This is a genomic window from Streptomyces sp. NPDC101191 (assembly GCF_044767915.1).
Taxonomy (GTDB): Bacteria; Actinomycetota; Actinomycetes; order Streptomycetales; family Streptomycetaceae; genus Streptomyces.
Genome location: NZ_JBIWOU010000002.1, coordinates 307,795 through 324,407 on the forward strand (window position 1 = coordinate 307,795; position 16,613 = coordinate 324,407).

A 16,613-nucleotide genomic window follows, 5' to 3' on the forward strand; every position below is an offset into this window, starting at 1 on the left:
CAGGCAGGCAGGACATCGTGTTCGCGGACGACCAGGTTGAGCGCCAGATGAGCGGGGTAGAGTCGGCCCACCGACACCGGGGCAGCGCAGACCCTCCTGAAGGCGGGTGGTCCGCCGCCCGCCAGGAAGAACGTGCCCGACCGGGACCGCGCGACCTGGTGGACTCCACCACCCGAGCCGCGGACCATACTGGTCGGGCCCTGATCACCCACTGAACGGTTCCATGGCCAAGAACAGCACTTCCTCGACGACCGTCCCCGACACCGCGTGGCTCGGGCGTGGGCGCCACACCGGACCCGACGCCGAGCGCGACGTCCGGCGCAACCTGATCGCCCTCAAGGCGGCCCGGGTGATCGACGACTTCCTGGACCTCGACCCCGTCGAGGCGGCCCGCTCCACCGACCTGTTCCCTCGCGACGAGTCCGCCGACCCCGGCCCGTCGGCCCGCCGGCTCTTCGAGGCCCGCTGGCGCGTCGCCGACGGCGTCACGGTACGCGCACAACTGACCACCTACGAACCCGAGTCCCGCCGCGCGGACGGCGAGGGCGTCGGCTGGGTCCTCGCCGCGGAGGCGGAGCGGGCGTGGGAAGCCGGCTGGCCCTCGCCCGCAACCGTGTTCTGGCCCGACAGCGACCAGGTCGCCTGGGACCACGAGAAGGTGCCGGGCGTGCGTCTGCGGACCGCGAACCACCTGCCGAAGGACGACGACAAGTTGCGGCGCCTGCTGCGGGACTGCACCCGGGAGAGCTGGTACGTCCATGTCGTGGTGCACGAGGCGATGACGCCGGACACGCTGGGGCGGCAGCCGATCACCGCGTTCCTGCCGCCGAGCCTGCGACACCGGGTGATCGAGCACCGGGCCACGCCGGAGCAGGCGCTGATCGCCGACTTCGCGATGAAGCGTGAGCTGGGCGTGGGGCTGCCGCGCGGCGGAGCCGTCGTCCTGCCCCCGACGCCGCAGGTCGCGGGCTACGAAGCGGAGCGCTTCACGGTGCGCGACGTCTTCCTCGACGGGACCGAGCCGACCGAGCTGCTCGCGAAGATCGTGGAGTTCGCCTCACTGCCGCAGCCGCTGCCGGCCGACGCCGAACAGGTCCTGACCCGGCTGCGCCAGGGCTGGCACCTGCTCACCCCGGACGAGGAACTGGTCCACGCACGGGCCATGGTGACCAGGTACGCCAAGTCGCTCGAAGCCATGACGGCATCCTGCAACCTGTACCGGGAAGCGGCCGAGTCGGCACTCGCCGCGCTCGCCGAGGCGACCAACGGCAACGACGCGCCCCGGACACCCGCGCAGGCAGCGACGAAGCCCGACAGCTCTCCGCTGAAATCCCTCACGAAGACACTCGGCCTCTTCCGGAACCCGAACCGGTAGAAACACTTCCGTGCACGTCGGCGGAGATGAGGGCGGGGCGGGGCCGGCCCCGCAGCCGTGTCGGACCGATCGCGCGAGCCGCGGTTCTGCCGTCCGCGCAGGCCGGACCGACGCATGTCCCACCCGCACGGGCGGCGGCGATCTCGCCGCCCAGGATGACGGACGGGCAGGTGCTTCGCCTGCCGGGTTCGGGAACGCCCCTCGTCCTCTCGTCGGTGTTGGCACCCAGCAGGCGTGACCCGGCCGTCGTCCTTCGCGCGTACTCACGCCACACCACGGGGGGGCCGCCGCCCGGCACACCCCGGCTCTCGGGCGAACCCTCGGCAGCCCCTGCCCGGCAGCGGCGGACACAGCCGTCCGGGTGACACGGAGGGGACCGGTCGACCGCCGACGAATCGCGCTCCGGATCGGAGCATGGTCGGCTTGTCCAGGTACACCCCGAAACTCCGGCGAGAGGGATACGGATGACCGAGGAGGCTCGCGCCACGCGCACGAGGGGCGGGTACGGTCCGCAGGCAGGCGCCCATGAGACGCGCGAGGTCGATCTGCGGCGCGTCGGGATCGATCCGAACTTCTGGTACCCCGTCGCCCGTTCCGCCGGCCTGCGCAGGAACAAGGTGCGCGCGGCCGTCTTCGCGGGCCAGCGCATCGCGCTCTACCGGACCGCCGGCGGGACCGCGTACGCCCTGGAGGATCGCTGTGCGCACCGGCAGGTGCCGTTGAGCATGGGAGTGGTCGACGGCGAGGCTCTGCGCTGCTGCTACCACGCGTGGGCCTACCGAGGGAACGGGCGCGTCTCGCAGATCCCCTACCTGCCCAAGGATGCCGAACGGCCGCCCCGCGGGGTGCGCGCCTACCCCCTCCGCGAGCGGTACGGACTCCTCTTCGTCTTCCCCGGCGACCCCGAGCGTGCGGACACCACGCCCCTGCCCGTGCTCCCCGAGGCGGACTCGGCCCGGCACCGGACCATGATGTTCTCGCGCACCGTGCGCTGCCACTACTCCTTCCTGCACGAGAACCTCCTCGACATGAACCACCAGTTCCTGCACAGGGGCGTCCTGGGCCGGATCCAGCCCAGGCTCCTCGGGTACGACACCGGCCCGCGGTCCGTGGAGGCCAGGTATCTCTTCGTCCCCTCCGGCGGCCGGAAGGACCGCGGAGCGGGCCTGCTGTCCGCCGAAGGGGTGGGCGGTGCTTCGACGCCGGACGTCGTCACGATCCGCACCGAGTACCCCTACCAGACCCTCCGGAACGTCCCCGAGTCGTCGGCCACGGCCGCGTTCTCCCTGTGGGCCGCGTACGTTCCCGAGGACCTCGAGCAGCGCGTCAGCCGCGTCTTCGGGTTGCTCACGATCGCCAAGCCCGCCATCCCCGGTGCCCTCCAGCTGGCCTGGCCGCTGATCCGACGCTTCACGGAGCGCGTGTTCGCCCAGGACAGGATGGCCGTGGAGGCCGAGCAACGGGCCTGGGACGAGCAGGGGGCGGACTGGAACCAGGAGGTCTTCCCCCTCATCCTCGACGTACGGAACGTCCTGCGGACGAACGGCACCCCGCTCCGTGCCTCGCCCGCCTCCGCGGTCTGCCCGGACGCGGACCTGTGCGCCGACGGTCAGGGGAACACCCCCCGGTGAGAGGGCCCTCGACACCCCCGCACCGAGGCTGCGTCCACGCCTGACGCGGACGAGGCGCGACGCCGGATCACAGAGGTGGCGCGAGCACCCCCATGGGGTCGTAGCGGCGCCGAATCGTCCGGAGTCGGGCCAGGTTTCCGCCGTAGGCCGCTCGTGTCTCGGCCTCGGTTTCCGGGAGGCCCGGTCGCAGTTCGACGTTGTAGACCCCGATGCTGTGAGCGGCCAGGGCCCGCACCGTGTCGCGGGCCCACGCCGTGCACGCCTCGCTGTCGTGCGGAGCGTCCCAGATCGCGTTCAGTGGGATGCTCCATTCGCCGGTTCGCCCCCAGAACGCGGTGGCGGAGTCGTCGATGTCGGCCAGAGCCCCGCCCGTGTGCTGGAAATCGATGCGGCACGCCTTCGTGGGTGCGGCGCGGATCCGGTCCGCGAGGGCGTCGGCGACCGCGTCGTCGAGAGCAGGGCCGGTGAAGGTCGCCTTGCCGAAGAAGGAACCACGCGGTCCGTCCCCCGGGCGGGGCAGCCGGACCGGGGCGGGCTCGGCGCCGCCGGCCCCGGGGATGGCGAACTCGGGCAGCCCGGCCGGATAGTGGCCCGTCGTCTCCGCGCGGTAGAGCGGCGACGAGCCCGCGGCGGCGATGACGGCGGAGGTCGCCGCTCCGGCCCGCCGGACGTCCTCGTCCCGGCGGCTCGAGCAGGCGGTGTAGAGGAACAGGACCGGCTCGACCGGCGAGAGCGGGGTGTGACCCAGGACCGCGCTCATGGTGGTGCTGCGGGGAAGCTCGGGAGCGATCCGGAAGTAGGTGGCGAGTGCGTCCGGTCCCACCACCGCACGGTCGACCCACACGGGGCCGATCTCGTGGGTCCGGAACGTGGCGGAGGTGACCACCCCCGCCGAGGGCGCGCAGCCCCGCACGGCCCACCACAGGTCGCCCTCCTCGCCCGTGCTCCGTTCCGAGAGGTGGACGACGTCACCCGACGGGAGTACGAGTTCGACTCCGGCGAGATGGTCGACCGTAAGCCCCAGGGATCGTGTCAGATGGCCGATGCCCCCTCGGGTGGCCATCCCCAGGCCGGTGCTGTCGACGACGCCGATGGGCACCGCGCGACCGGCCGGGGCGAGGGCCCCGAGCAGGGTGGCCATGGTGGCCCCACCGGCGACGACCCCTCGGTCTCCGTCCGGACGGGCGGCGTTCAGGTGCTGCGAGAGGTCCAGCATGACGGCTCCGTCGGCGACGCAGTTCGAGCTCAGACCGCCGCCCCGCACCGTCACCCGCGCTCCCGTCGCGGTCGCGATCCTCATGACGCTCGCGACCTCTCCGACCGTGCGGGGCGCAACGACGCAGAGGGGTCGTCGACGGGCGGCCTCGGGAAAGAACACCCGCGCCATGGCGTCCTCGTAACCCGCGCTCCCCGGCGCGCGTACCACCGCTCCGAGCGCAGACCGCAACTGTCCGACGGTGTCGTCCGACGGACGGACGGGCGAGCTCACCGCATCGTCCGGCGTCGGAGGACGCCCGGAGGAAGGGTCGGGGGCGGCGTGGGGGGTGTCGTTACTGGTCAACGCGACTCCGAATTCCCGGTGACGGGTTTCGAGCCGAGGGCCTTCGGTTGTCCCTGACGGAAGCGACCCCGCGAGCGTAGACGAGTCGGAACTCCCTGTCAGGTCTTCGCTGCGGGCGTCCGCGCCCGGCAGCGCGTAGGGACCCGAGAACGGAAGCACGACAGGGGCCCGGCTAGTGCCGGGCCCCTGTCTTTCGTAGCGGGGACAGGATTTGAACCTGCGACCTCTGGGTTATGAGCCCAGCGAGCTACCGAGCTGCTCCACCCCGCGTCGGTGATCCCATCTTACACAGCGGGCGACGCGAAGGGCGCGGCATTTTGTGGTGGGTCAGCCGCGAACGATGTTCTCGGCCTGCGGGCCCTTCTGGCCCTGGGTGACGTCGAAGGTGACCGTCTCTCCCTCGACCAGCTCCCGGTACCCGTTGCCCGAGATGTTGGAGTAGTGGGCGAAGACGTCCGGGCCGCCGTCCTGGGCGATGAAACCGAAGCCCTTCTCGGCGTTGAACCACTTCACGGTGCCGCTGGCCATACTGCCTGTCCTTCAGTTCATGCCGGGCGAGCCGGCAGGGGTGAGTAGCGGCGTCTCCCCACCGTGGGAAGACGTCCGGCGTCCGTTCTACCCCATCCAGGGCTCCGTCATTCGATCATCCGTGCATGAAGTTGGACCCGCGATGCGGCCCGGTCGGCTCCGGGAACCGCCGACCGCTTCCTCAAGGACGGTTGCCGGCCGGCCGCGTCGCGGTGACACCGCGCTTCTCGGCGAGCCGCGCCACCAGCAGGCAGTAGGCGGGGGCGGTCACCAGCTCTGCCAGCAGCGCCTGCCACGGTGCGTCCGCGGCGGTGCCGGTGTCCGCCAACTGTCCCAGGGCCAGCGCGACGGCGTAGGCCAGCACGTTGTTGGCCGTGTGCAGCGCGATGACGGCCTCGAGCCCGCCCGTACGGTCGACGAGCCACCCCCACCACAGCGCGGAGTACAGCAGCAGCAGGAACCCGCTCCATCCGCCGAACCCGTGCGCGAGCGCGAAGAGCACCGAGGCCACGACCACGCCCGGCCAGGGCGAGCGCAGGAAGCCGCCGAAGAACTGCGGCAGCCAGCCACGGAAGACGAACTCCTCCGCGGCGGCCTGGAAGGGCACCAGGACGAGGAAGAGCACGAGGCCCGACACGAGCCGGCCGACGCCCGGAGCTTCGCCGGCGAAGATCTCGTCGCCGTTGGCGAGCCAGTCCCACACCATCAGCCCGCCCATGTTCAGGGCCATGACGGCGAAGGCGAGACCGGCGCAGAGTCCGAGCCAGCGCAGGCGCAGCCGGCCCGTCACCGAGGCCAGCGTCCCCGCGGGCCGGCTTCCGCACCACCGCACCCCGAGCATCACCGCGGGGATGCCGATCGCCAGCGACAGCAGCCCGAGCGCCTCGTCGGCCAGCGGATCGGCCAGCAGGCGATCAGTCGACTCGGGCGCGAACCGGGCCCCCGACACGGCCGCGACAGCCATGCCGAGCAGGACGACGGAGAGGGTGCCGGCCGCCAACAGGCCGACGACCGCGAAGAGCTCGCCGAGCCGCCGCCACGCCCCCTGCCGCCCGTTCCGCGCCTGCTCGCAGAACCGCGACCCCTCCGGCGCGGCGACGACCCCGGTGACAGCCGCCCGCTCCTCCCCAACGGGCCACCGCTGCACCGGGAATTTGTGCGGAGCGCCCCCCGGCGGCGCGGCCCATCCATGAGTCACGCCCTCCGGCCGCCCGGGCCACGCCCGTGACCCGGCACCGCCGGGATGCCCTGGCCCGGGCCGCGGCGCGGCCCAGGGATCCGGGGACGGCCAGTCCGCGGAGGACCCGGCCTTCGCACCGTCCTGCCCGTCCCCGGTCACATGCCCCGCCCCTGAGATCTCCGCCACCCCTGCCCCTCCCCCGCACCTCGCCCGGGCGCACCACGCGTGTCCGGGCGAACAACCGACATCCGAAACCCTAATCGACCACCCAAACCGGACAGCCGCCCGGAGCGGTCCGGCGACGGGGCGACCACCGTCGGGCGCCCCCTGCACGCAGTACACAGAAGGTCTGCACGTCAGGCACACCGCCACGCGCCGCTCCTCCCTAGATTCGCCTCTGGAGACACCGCCCTGGCGTGAACGGATCCCCGGGGCGCACCCCGGGCGGTTCCTGACACCCGTCGACAGCGACGGCACGTGACAGCCGTGTCTCCGTGCTCCTCGCGTCTTCGCGAGCGGGCGCCCTGGATCCAGTTCACGAGGAAAGATATGAACCTGCGCAAGAAGGTCGCCACCACCGTCGGGGCCTCGGCCCTCGCCCTCGCCGGCGTGCTCGGGTCCGCCGGCCAATCGTCGGCCGCGTCGAACGGCCAGCAGATCCACTTCCACGACAGCAGTGGCGCCGTCTACTCGATCCGCATCCAGGGCTACAACCAGAACGGTGACGTGGCATCGGGCTGCTTCAACACCCCGGGCAGGGACACCTGGGTCGGCGGCTGGTGGTGGAAGGGAGAGGTCACCGTCACCTTCTACAAGAGCAGCTCCTGCTCCTCCGTCACGTATTACGGCGAGACGAACGCCTGGGTGCCCACCTCGCAGAGCGGCGACTGGACGTCGGTCTACTCCTGAGCCGCCGCGTCACGGGAACGGCGCCGACACGTGCGGCACGAGGGGACCGCACGATTCGCGCCGTGAGCGACGCATGCCTGAGCACCTGTCATCGAATGCAGACGCAGGTCGTGCCCTGGGGGCACGGCCTTCTGTCCAAGGGGGAATCGTGATCGCAAAGATCAGGTCGAGCAGAACCGTCCGGCGTCTGACGGCGCTGGTCATGGCGAGCCTGGCGATGATCGCCGGCAGCCTGGTGGTGGCGCAGCCCGCCTCCGCGGCCTCGTGGGGCAGCGGGTCGCTGTGGAACGCCCAGACGGGACTCTGTCTGGACGGCAACGGCGGCGCCGGTCCCGGTTCCGCCGTGATCCAGTGGGAGTGCAACCAGGGTTCCAACCAGTTCTGGTACGCGAGCTGGGACTCCAAGGGGCGCCCGAGGATCGTCAACTCCACGAACAACCTGTGCCTGGACCGGCATGACGACACCAGGACGGGGTCCACGCTGATCCTCTGGTACTGCAACGACTCCTGGAACCAGGTCTTCGCCTTCAGCGGAGGAACCGGCTACCTCACGAACACTCTTCTCGACCAGGTGGTCGACGTCCCGGGAGGGACGGGCGTCTGGGGTACCCAGGTGATCATGTGGGAACGGAACGGCGGGGACAACCAGTTGTGGGTGCAGCACCTCTGGTAGAACCACGCCTGCACCTACGGCCCCGCTGTCCGGTGCACGACGGAAGACGAGGCGACGCCCTGACCCATAGGGGGCGTCGCCTCTTCGGACACGTCGACCCGGTGATCAGGGGCCCCGGGCGCGCCCTTCACGACGCTAGCGGTCGGCGAAGGGCCTGCCGGGGTCGGGCACGCGCACGGCCAGGAGGGCGACGTCGTCGTCGTTGTCCTGCGGGCGGACGTCCTCGAGGAGCCGCTCGCAGACGACTCCCAGGCTGTGGTGGGCCAGAGCGGCGGCGTGGCGGCGGAGCCGGGCGAGCCCGGGTTCGATGCCCTGGGCCCGGGACTCGATGAGTCCGTCGGTGTACAGCAGCAAGGTCGATCCCGGTGGCAGGTTCACGGAGTCCCGGCCGCGGGTGAGGTGCGCCCCGGTGCCGAGCAGCATGCTCCGCGGGGTGGGCAGGTAGGTGGCGCGGCCGTCGCGGGTGACCAACAGGGGCGGCGGGTGGCCGGCGTTGGTCCACTCCCAGGTCCAGCCGGCCTGCGGAGTGGAGGTGAGGCGGCCCAGGACGAGGGTGGCCGTGGACATGCCGGCGGTGCTGGCCATCACCTGGTCGAGCCGGCCGACGGCGCTGGGCGGGTGAGGCTCGGACCATGCCAGGGCGCGGAGCATGTTGCGCACTTGCGCCATGCGGGCGGCCGCCTCGAGGTCGTGGCCGGCGACGTCTCCGATGGCCAGGCCGGTGGCGTCGTCGGAGAGCGTGAACGCGTCGTACCAGTCGCCGCCGACCTGGGAGGCGTCGGGGGCGGGCAGGTAGCTCGCGTGGAGTTCGATGCCCGGCACGTCGGGCAGACGGGGCAGCAGGTGGCGCTGCATCGTCTCGGAGATCCGGCGCTGGCGCTGGTAGAGACGTGAGTTCGAGACGGCCAGTCCGGCACGACGTGTGATGTCCTCCAGCAACGACAGGTCGCTGGTGGTGAACGGCACGGGGTTGTCGCCGCGCCCCAGCGTGAGGGCCCCGAGGACTTCACGGGGACCCCGGATCGGGGCGATGGCGGCCGAGTGCATGTCGGTGGCGGCGAACAGCTCGTGCTGAACGACGGCGATGCCGGAATCCGGCTCGCCCTGGTAGACCTCCGGCCCGGCCAGGGATGCTCCGCTGCCCCGCAGGGCCCGTGACAGCGGCAGCGGCGACTGGGCCGTCACGGCCGGGATCGGACCCTCCAGATCCGGGTGCCTGGTGAGGCGGCCGTCGCGGTGCTCGACGACGTGCGTGCGCCGGATGTCGCCGCCGTCCGCTATCAGGTCCACGACCATCCAGTCGGCCAGCCGGGGCAGGACCAGCTGCGCCAGCCGGTCGACCGTTTCCTGCTCGTTCAGCGTCGCGGCCAGCGACGTGGTGGTCTCGGCGAGCAGGGCGAGGCGGTCGAGCTCCGGCATCACGCCCTCGGCGACCGCCGGCGCGTCGACGGGCCCGGGGTGGAAGAGCACCAGGGTGCCGGGGCCGCTCGCGGCGGGGAAGGGAGTGGCGGTCCAGCGGACCGGCAGCAGCAGGCCGTCGCCCCGCAGGAAGCACACGTCCCCGCCGCTGCACGCGGCGCGGGACAGGACGGCGTCCATGAGGGGGCACAGGGCCCGGGGGCCGATGTGCCCGTCGGCGTCACGGTGCAGCAGGTCGTGGTGGTCGCGGCCCAGCGCGGCCGCCCGGGTGAGGCGCAGCAGCTTCAGGCCGTGGTCGTTGACCGAGACGATCCGCCCGGTCTCGTCCACCACGTAGCCGCCGAGGTCCCCGAGGGCAGGGGCCGCTGCGGACAGCACGGACGATGACGATGCCGAGTCCTGCCGTTGCATGCGGTGCACCCTTCACTTCCCGGTCGGTCGTACAGATCGGCAGTCATCTCAGTAGATCATGCGACGCCTCGCGACGGAGCCGCTCCACCGGGGTGGCGGTGCAGCCCTGCCTCCGCCACCGCGGGTTGGGGCTCTGCCGTTCCGCACCTCACCCGCCGGACCACCTGCTCGCTGGAGAGACCGGTAAACGCAGGATGCGGGCTGCCGACCCGCCGGTACGCAGGTGTTCACGCACCTCCTGGGTGTCGCGGTCGGCGACTCGGCCTCGACCGTCGGTCCGTTGACCCGTTTCGGTGATCACGTCGAACGGGGACGGGCTGTGCTCCCGCGGTACCGCCCCCGCGTCCCCCGGCGATCTCGCTGCTCAGTGGCGGTACGCGGCCGTCGCGACCTCGACGAGGGACCGGATCAGGGGGTTGGTGTCACCTTCGTTCCACACCGCGACCACGCGGCTCGGCGCCATGTCGACCAGCGGCACCAGGGCCGGCTCCGCGGGCAGGTCGTGTCCGAGCGGGGCCAGGCCGACCGTGCCGTTCCACAGCACGGCCTGCAGGCATTCCTGGACGGCGCGCACCACGGGGCCCTCGCGCGGCCTGCCGCCGTTCCAGTAGGACTGCCAGACGGGATCGGTACCCTGCGGGAACTGGAACCAGCGGCGGGTGCCGAGGTCGGCCAGCCGCAGCCGGTCGCGACGGGCCGGCGGATCGTCGGCGCGCAGGACCACGCCGACGGGATCGGTCCGCAGCGAGCGCACCGTCAGGGCGGTCTCGCGCCGCATCACCCTCAACGCCGGCCTGGCCGTCACGGCGGCCGGGGCCGTGGTGCTCTGGCTTGCCGCCCAGCGGTGATCGGGCGCGGTCCGGTTCCTGGGCGGGGCAGGTTCGATCCACACACCTGGACCGGCCACGACGACTGCCCGACGCGGTCGGCGTGGCCGCGCCGGCACCCGCCCGGCGAGGGGACGCGCCGTCAGCCCCCGACGTGGATTCCGGGGCGCCGCTGCGGGTCGGGTTCGTTCCTGCGGATGATCTCGCGGGTGACCGGCGCCGTGTCACCGCGGCCGAGGAGGAAGTAGCGGAGCATGTGCTTCAAGGGACTGCCCTCGGCCCAGGCGAAGTAGCAGTGCGGCCGCACGCCCGTCTGGTCCCGCAGGGCGAGCAGGATCGCGGCGATCGCGTTAGGGCCGGCCGGGGCCTCGGCCCGCAGGATCCGGTATCCGTCGACCTCGACGCCGCACACGTTCAGGTCCTCGCTGAAGTCCGACGGATCGACCACGTGGATCTCCAGGAACAGCACGTCGGCCTGGCCCGGGACCGGGTTGCTGCCCCGCTGCTCACGCTCCTTGTCGCGGTACTCGGCGCCGTCGCCCGCCTGGCGGCGGTTGGCGATGATGTTGATGGCGCCGTCGTGGGACAGGGTGTCGTCGACGAAGCGCCGGGCGTTCGCGTCGAAGACGATGCGGTCGGCGCGCAACTCCGTGGTGCGCGACACCCGGGAGACGAACGACACCAGGAGGATGCCGGCGATGAAGAAGCCGGAGATGGTGATGCCGTCGGGCTTGTCGACGACGTTGTACACCAGGGCGTAGAGAAGGACCGTCGTGAGGACCGCGAACCCCAGGGCCACCGGCCTGCGGCCGTGGCGGGCGACGGAGAGGGTGACCGCGAAGGCGCCGGACACCATCATGGCGAGGATGCCGGTGGCGTAGGCGCCCGCCTGCGCGTCGACGTCGGCGTCGAAGGCGACGGTGATCAGAATGCACAGTGCGGTGTAGACGAGGACGACGGGCCTGACCGCGCGGCCCCACTCCGGGGCCATGCCGTATTCGGGCAGGTAGCGCGGGACGATGTTGATCAGCCCTGCCATGGCGGACGCGCCGGCGAACCACAGGATCAGAATGGTGCTGATGTCGTACGCGGTGCCGAAGGCCTCCCCGACGTGCTCGTGCGCCAGCCACGCCAGCGCACGCCCGCCGGCCGCGCCGCCGGGCTCGAACTCCTTCGGGGGGATGAGGACGGTGGTGACGAAGCTGGCGGCCATCAGGTAGACGCTCATCACGAGAGCCGCGGTGGTCAGCAGTCTGCGGGTGTGGCGGATGCGGGAGCGCAGGCGTTCCTCGTCGTCGGCACCGCTGCTCGACACCAGCGGCATCATGCTGACCCCGGTCTCGAATCCCGACAGGCCGAGAACGAGCAGCGGGAAGGCCAGGAGCGCCGGCGTCATCAGGTCGCCCGGGCCGGCACCGTTCTCGGCGAGTGCGTCCGTCCAGGTCGCGAGGGCGCCGGGGGTGGTGAAGACCTGGACCGTCCCGACGGCGATGACGACGGCGTTGAGGGCGAGGAAGACCGCGACCAGGGGGATCGCCACGCCGACGGCCTCGTCGAACCCGAGGAGGAAGACGCCGCCCAGCACCACGAGCAGCCCGACGGTGAGCAGCACTTCATGACCGTGCAGCGCCTCGGGGAAGAAGGGGTTCTCGACGACGTGGACGGACGCGTCCGCCGTGGACAGGGTGATCGTGATGATCCATGACGTCGCGACGAAGCCGAGCAGGACCAGGACGAAGAGCTTTCCCCACCAGAACGGCAGCAGGTCCTCCAGCATCGCGACCGATCCGGCTCCGTACGGGCTCGCCTTGGCCACCCGCCGGTACATGGGCAGCATGCCGCACAGGGTCAGGGCCACGATCAGCAGCGTCGCCAGCGGAGAGACGGCGCCCGCCGCCACGGCGGCGATGGCCGGGACGTAGGCCAGGCTCGAGAAGTAGTCGACCCCGGTCAGGCACATCACCTTCCACCACGCCTGCGTCTCCTGCGGCGCTCCCGTCGCCCCTTTGCCGACCGCGGGTCCGACGCGCTGCACCTGGTGACGGAGCATCCATCGCGCCAGCCGCCCGGTCGGCCGCGTCCGCAGGGCCCGTCCCTCCACGACCTCGGGCATGCCCGACACGGTCACCTTCGTCGCGTCACCCATCTACCGCTCCCCTCCTGTCCCCGCCTCAAGGCCCCGTGCGGCCGTGGGTCGTCGCACGCCGTGCGCCGCCAGGACGCTCACAGGAAGTGCCGGATCGGTGTGACGGCGGCTTCCTTGACGCGCTGGACGAGCGCGCGGCGTCGCCACCGTGAGAGGTCGATGTCCACGCTCTGCTCCAGGTCCGCGTCGTAGTCCCGGTCGAGCGCGGCGGTGAAGTCCTCGTCGAGGACGGCCAGCATGACCTCCTCGTCGTGCTCCATGGACCGGCGGTTGAAGTTGGTCGACCCGATGAGGGCGGCGACCGAGTCCACGGTGATGATCTTGGCGTGCATCATCGTCGGCTGGTACTGGCGGATGTGCACGCCGGCCTCCAGCAGGCGTCTGTAGTGCTGCTGGCCGGCGAGCTGGCAGGCCCGCTGGTCGGTGTGCGGCCCGGGAAGCAGGATCTCCACGCGTACGCCGCGGGCGGCCGTTCGGCACAGCAGGTCGACGAAGTAGCCATCAGGGGCGAAGTAGGCGGTGGCGAGCCGGAACCGCTCCTCGGCGGAGGTCAGCATGACACGGACGAGAGTCTCCATGTCCTGCCAGCCGATGCTGGCGGAGCCGCGCACCACCTGCACCACGGAGGTTCCCGGCTGGGGATGCGCGGTGAAGCGGTCGCGGTCGTCGAACAGCTCGGCATGGCACTCGGCCCAGTTCTGTGCGAACGCGGCCGCGATGCCGTCCACGGCCGGGCCGCGCACCTGCACGTGGGTGTCGCGCCACTCGTCGGAATTGCGGGCGTCGCCGCACCATTCCTCCGCGATGCCGACGCCTCCGGTGAAGGCGGTCCCCTCGTCGACGACGAGTGCCTTGCGGTGACAGCGGTGGTTCTGCTTGAACGGCGACAGCCAGATCGGCTTCCGGAACCAGGCCACCTGGACGCCGGCCGCCTCCATGAGGTCGAGGAGCTGTTCCTCGATCACCTTGGCTCCGAAGCCGTCGAGCAACAGCCGCACCCGTACGCCCGCGCGGGCGCGCTCCGCGAGCGCGACGGCGAAGTCGCGGGCGATCTGGCCGCGCCAGTACACGAACGTCATCATGTCGATCGTGTGGCGGGCGGAGCCGATCGCCCGGAGCATCGCGGGAAAGATCTGGTCGCCGTTCCGCAGGGGGATCAGCTCGTTGCCTTCGGTGGCGGCGACACCGATGAGCCGCTCAAGCCTGCGGCGCATGCGCTGCTTGCGGGCGGCGAGATCGGGGCCGGTGGCGCGGTCGGCGCCGGCAGGGTGATCGGCGGCAGCAGGGTGATCGGCGGCGTCGGCCGGTACGTCGTTCAGGAGCATGCGGTGTCCCCCCGGACCTTGAAGACGACGGTGGCGGGCTGCTCGTTGAGCCCGGCGTACCGTGTGCCCGCTCGCCACCTGCCCATTCCTGCGCGCCGGACGGCGCAGGGACCATCCGTCCGTGACAGCGCGGCGGGCGATCCTCACCAGCCTGGACGGGGGCGGCTTGAGCTGCTCGCCGCCGCGATCGGCGAGACCGCACCCGGCGGCGTCGCCGACGGGGTTTCGCCGAGACACCGGTGCACGAGCATCCCGCCCGCGGCGACGGCCCGCGGCGTCCAGGCGCAGCCGAACCGGCCTTACCGGACGACGACGTTGTGCGCCGGAATGATCGTGGGCTGCACGTCGCCGTGGCCGAGGTCGGCCAGGACCGGCCCGAAGGCCTTCGCGTGCGTTTCGAGGGCCTCCACGCTCTCCCAGACCTCGGTCACCCGGAACCCTCCGTCCACCGGCCCCGCCGCGTGGGAGACGAGACCTGCGTTCGGCAGGTCCGCGAACTTCGTGAACCCGCGTCCGCCGGTCACGCGCTCGATCACTGCGTCGTACAGCTCCTGTCCGGCGCCGGGCAGGTCGAAGGTGACGATGATGGCCATGCGGGTGCCCCTGTCTCGGTCGGCCGCGCGATCGCGGCAACGCCGGGCATCCTAGCCCTGAGTGGTCGAGTGAACACAAAGGGCAACGACGAGCTGCTTCGGCGTACGGGGGCGAAGCTGCTGTTCGAAGCCATCCCGTACCCCACCGACCACGAGGGGGTGTCATGGCGGGCTGCCGCAGCGCATCCATCGGCGCATCAGGGGTACCGACCACAGTGAACCGGGCCTCTGCGACGTCAGCCGGCTGCCGAGCATGCCGCGCAGGGGCAAGTCCGATGGGCGTCGCGGACGACGTCCGCCAGCCCGCCGTCCCGGCCCTCGGCCCCAGCCGTTCGCCGGAGGTGCACGGTGAGGTGAGGTCCGGCCAGGCCGGCCACGGACGCGACGGCCGTCGCCGCGGCGCACCGCACCTGGCGCCCGCGGACCGAGAGAGAGGACGGAACATGAGCACGCCCGAGAAGAGGTACACCCAGGTCGGGGAACAGACGCGGGAGCGTTCCGCGGAGCAGAGGAACATTCCGGTGCCCACGCCGAAGGACGTGCGCGCGAAGGCGGAGAAGGGCCGCGAGAAGGAGCCGCCCGCGGACGACGCCAAGGCTTCGTGACCAGCTGACGGGCCCGTGGTCTCGCGGAGACCGAGCGGCTACGACAGCCGGCGCCTCGGGCGTCCAGCAGCCCCGCCGCCTGGGCCGGTGGATGCCAGGGGTGGGGACCGATCGCCTGTCGTGGCACGTGCGTGGCGCCATCGCGGGTGACTCCCGCGATGGCGCCGGCACTCCGGCTCAGCTCAGCCGAGTGGCGGCGTAGGTGTCGCGCGCTCGTTCGGGAGTCGCCCAGAGCGGAAACTCGTTCGCTCATGCCCACGGGCTCCGGGACAATGCGTCCGTGGGAACGGACATCAGCGGTTACATCGAGTGCGAGCGCGACTATCGAGTCGACTTCGCCGCGGCCGGCTCCTTCTGGCACCCGGCGATGGACTTGGACCATCTCTACGACACACGTGATCCCCGCGCCTTCGGCTGCCTCTTCGGGGTGGGTGACCGCAGCTTCGAGCCACTCGCCTCGGAGCGCGGGCTGCCTTCGGACGTCTCCCAGCGGGTCGCCTGGCTCGTCGAGGAGCTCGGCGGCCGGTGGCCCTCCTGGATCAGCTGGGCCGAGGTCGAACGAGTCGACTGGGACGAGACCGCTCCGGCCGTGGATCCCCACATCCACGAGTACCGGCGCCGCACCCCGGAGGGTGACTGGTGCTTCCACGCGAGCGGCGGCTACAACAGCCGCTTCGAGCAGGTGTCGGGGCTGAACGGTCACGAGGCCCTCTACCCGGGAAATCACTGGCCGGAGGGAACCGAATGGGCGGACGGGGACCGGCTCTTCCGGGTGGAACGCCTGACCCGACGCCAGGCCGTGCCTGAGGTGCAGTGGTCCCCGGTCTGGACGGTCATGCGTACGCTTGCCGCCCGGCACGGCGCCGAACACGTGCGGCTTGTCGTCTGGTTCAGCTGATCTTCACCGTCCACACGACCTGTCCTGGCTGTTCAGCGGCCGCTTCGGGCCCCTCCTGTGTTCGCCTTGCACAAGGTGGGTGGTGTCAGGAGCCCAGGTCGATGTGGGCGTGAACGGTCTTGCCACGCTGATCGCCCTGCACGGTCAGTTCGCTGGTCAGCCGGGAGACGATGCCCCAGCCGCGACCGCCCTCGCTGGTCGTCTCGATCGACCGCGGGCGAGGCGGTTCGGGGTTCGGATCGCTGACGTCGATGTCGATCCCCGCCGGTCCGAAGGCCAGGTCGAGGGAACAGGCGCCGCCGGCATGACGGACTGCGTTCCCCACGAGTTCGCTCACCACGAGCACGGCGTCGTCCTCCACGGTCTGCTCCACCGTGCCGCCGGCGAGCCAGGCCTCCTGCGCGAGGCGGTGGACCTCCGCCCTGGCCCGAGCCGCCGCATACGGGCCGTGGATCTCACAGTGCCGCCTGAAGGGGGCCGCCATGAGCGCTTCCTCCTCCCGTGGCGAGTGCGGTCTCCGAACCGGCATCTG

At 71.6% G+C, this 16,613-nt stretch carries 14 protein-coding genes, 1 tRNA gene and 1 pseudogene; 6 read left to right on the forward strand and 10 right to left on the reverse strand.

Annotated elements, in window-relative coordinates; all coding sequences use genetic code 11:
• The first annotated feature begins 223 nt into the window (after positions 1 to 223).
• Positions 224 to 1,375, forward strand: coding sequence for a hypothetical protein (locus ACIRQF_RS08480; RefSeq protein WP_404090037.1), 1,152 nt, complete (start codon positions 224 to 226; stop codon positions 1,373 to 1,375).
• Between the two features lie 464 nt (positions 1,376 to 1,839).
• Positions 1,840 to 3,006, forward strand: a complete 1,167-nt coding sequence (locus ACIRQF_RS08485) for a Rieske 2Fe-2S domain-containing protein (RefSeq protein ID WP_404090039.1) — start codon at positions 1,840 to 1,842, stop codon at positions 3,004 to 3,006.
• A 67-nt stretch (positions 3,007 to 3,073) separates the two neighbouring features.
• Here the strand turns inward: ACIRQF_RS08485 and ACIRQF_RS08490 are convergent, their stop codons facing one another.
• From ACIRQF_RS08490 to ACIRQF_RS08505, 4 genes are all read right to left on the reverse strand, one after another.
• Positions 3,074 to 4,393, reverse strand: a complete 1,320-nt coding sequence (locus ACIRQF_RS08490) for an FAD-binding oxidoreductase (protein ID WP_404090041.1) — start codon at positions 4,391 to 4,393, stop codon at positions 3,074 to 3,076.
• Positions 4,394 to 4,763: 370 nt separating this feature from the next.
• Positions 4,764 to 4,837, reverse strand: a tRNA-Met gene (locus ACIRQF_RS08495).
• 57 nt (positions 4,838 to 4,894) lie between these two features.
• On the reverse strand, positions 4,895 to 5,095 hold the full coding sequence (locus ACIRQF_RS08500) for a cold-shock protein (RefSeq protein WP_030221474.1): 201 nt from the start codon (positions 5,093 to 5,095) through the stop codon (positions 4,895 to 4,897).
• Positions 5,096 to 5,276: 181 nt separating this feature from the next.
• Positions 5,277 to 6,242, reverse strand: a complete 966-nt coding sequence (locus tag ACIRQF_RS08505; protein ID WP_404090044.1) for a lysostaphin resistance A-like protein — start codon at positions 6,240 to 6,242, stop codon at positions 5,277 to 5,279.
• Between the two features lie 582 nt (positions 6,243 to 6,824).
• Between ACIRQF_RS08505 and ACIRQF_RS08510 the strand changes: the two genes are divergently transcribed.
• Together ACIRQF_RS08510 and ACIRQF_RS08515 are read left to right on the forward strand one after the other, a co-directional pair.
• On the forward strand, positions 6,825 to 7,184 hold the full coding sequence (locus ACIRQF_RS08510) for a hypothetical protein (RefSeq protein ID WP_376634424.1): 360 nt from the start codon (positions 6,825 to 6,827) through the stop codon (positions 7,182 to 7,184).
• A 148-nt stretch (positions 7,185 to 7,332) separates the two neighbouring features.
• On the forward strand, positions 7,333 to 7,857 hold the full coding sequence (locus ACIRQF_RS08515; RefSeq protein ID WP_404090046.1) for an RICIN domain-containing protein: 525 nt from the start codon (positions 7,333 to 7,335) through the stop codon (positions 7,855 to 7,857).
• 135 nt (positions 7,858 to 7,992) lie between these two features.
• Here the strand turns inward: ACIRQF_RS08515 and ACIRQF_RS08520 are convergent, their stop codons facing one another.
• The 5 genes and pseudogenes from ACIRQF_RS08520 to ACIRQF_RS08540 all read right to left on the reverse strand — a co-directional run bounded on the left by ACIRQF_RS08520 (position 7,993) and on the right by ACIRQF_RS08540 (position 14,578).
• On the reverse strand, positions 7,993 to 9,654 hold the full coding sequence (locus ACIRQF_RS08520) for a SpoIIE family protein phosphatase (protein ID WP_404090048.1): 1,662 nt from the start codon (positions 9,652 to 9,654) through the stop codon (positions 7,993 to 7,995).
• A 397-nt stretch (positions 9,655 to 10,051) separates the two neighbouring features.
• Positions 10,052 to 10,456: pseudogene (locus ACIRQF_RS08525) on the reverse strand (LysR substrate-binding domain-containing protein); the annotation flags it as partial.
• A 200-nt stretch (positions 10,457 to 10,656) separates the two neighbouring features.
• Positions 10,657 to 12,660, reverse strand: coding sequence for an amino acid transporter (locus ACIRQF_RS08530; protein ID WP_404090050.1), 2,004 nt, complete (start codon positions 12,658 to 12,660; stop codon positions 10,657 to 10,659).
• A 77-nt stretch (positions 12,661 to 12,737) separates the two neighbouring features.
• Positions 12,738 to 13,985: a phosphatidylserine/phosphatidylglycerophosphate/cardiolipin synthase family protein gene (locus ACIRQF_RS08535; RefSeq protein ID WP_404090052.1), complete on the reverse strand. Its 1,248-nt coding sequence runs from the start codon at positions 13,983 to 13,985 to the stop codon at positions 12,738 to 12,740.
• Positions 13,986 to 14,284: 299 nt separating this feature from the next.
• A complete protein-coding gene (locus tag ACIRQF_RS08540) occupies positions 14,285 to 14,578 on the reverse strand; it encodes a hypothetical protein (RefSeq protein ID WP_376634414.1) in 294 nt (97 codons plus the stop codon).
• Positions 14,579 to 15,021: 443 nt separating this feature from the next.
• Here ACIRQF_RS08540 and ACIRQF_RS08545 point away from each other — a divergent pair, with 443 nt between their 5' ends.
• Together ACIRQF_RS08545 and ACIRQF_RS08550 are read left to right on the forward strand one after the other, a co-directional pair.
• Entirely contained in the window at positions 15,022 to 15,183 is a 162-nt protein-coding gene (locus tag ACIRQF_RS08545) for a hypothetical protein (protein WP_404090055.1), read from the forward strand.
• A gap of 280 nt (positions 15,184 to 15,463) precedes the next feature.
• Positions 15,464 to 16,081: a hypothetical protein gene (locus ACIRQF_RS08550; RefSeq protein WP_404090057.1), complete on the forward strand. Its 618-nt coding sequence runs from the start codon at positions 15,464 to 15,466 to the stop codon at positions 16,079 to 16,081.
• A gap of 85 nt (positions 16,082 to 16,166) precedes the next feature.
• Here ACIRQF_RS08550 and ACIRQF_RS08555 read toward each other — a convergent pair whose 3' ends face one another.
• Entirely contained in the window at positions 16,167 to 16,565 is a 399-nt protein-coding gene (locus ACIRQF_RS08555) for an ATP-binding protein (protein WP_404090059.1), read from the reverse strand.
• Positions 16,566 to 16,613: the final 48 nt, after the last annotated feature.

What these genes read in the sequence shown, in the direction of transcription:
- ACIRQF_RS08480 (WP_404090037.1), top strand. Translation starts at nt 224, where the DNA reads ATGGCCAAGAACAGCACTTCCTCGACGACCGTCCCCGACACCGCGTGG.
- ACIRQF_RS08485 (WP_404090039.1), top strand. Translation starts at nt 1,840, where the DNA reads ATGACCGAGGAGGCTCGCGCCACGCGCACGAGGGGCGGGTACGGTCCG.
- ACIRQF_RS08490 (WP_404090041.1), bottom strand. Translation starts at nt 4,393, where the DNA reads ATGGCGCGGGTGTTCTTTCCCGAGGCCGCCCGTCGACGACCCCTCTGC.
- ACIRQF_RS08500 (WP_030221474.1), bottom strand. Translation starts at nt 5,095, where the DNA reads ATGGCCAGCGGCACCGTGAAGTGGTTCAACGCCGAGAAGGGCTTCGGT.
- ACIRQF_RS08510 (WP_376634424.1), top strand. Translation starts at nt 6,825, where the DNA reads ATGAACCTGCGCAAGAAGGTCGCCACCACCGTCGGGGCCTCGGCCCTC.
- ACIRQF_RS08530 (WP_404090050.1), bottom strand. Translation starts at nt 12,660, where the DNA reads ATGGGTGACGCGACGAAGGTGACCGTGTCGGGCATGCCCGAGGTCGTG.
- ACIRQF_RS08535 (WP_404090052.1), bottom strand. Translation starts at nt 13,985, where the DNA reads ATGCTCCTGAACGACGTACCGGCCGACGCCGCCGATCACCCTGCTGCC.
- ACIRQF_RS08540 (WP_376634414.1), bottom strand. Translation starts at nt 14,578, where the DNA reads ATGGCCATCATCGTCACCTTCGACCTGCCCGGCGCCGGACAGGAGCTG.
- ACIRQF_RS08545 (WP_404090055.1), top strand. Translation starts at nt 15,022, where the DNA reads ATGAGCACGCCCGAGAAGAGGTACACCCAGGTCGGGGAACAGACGCGG.
- ACIRQF_RS08555 (WP_404090059.1), bottom strand. Translation starts at nt 16,565, where the DNA reads ATGGCGGCCCCCTTCAGGCGGCACTGTGAGATCCACGGCCCGTATGCG.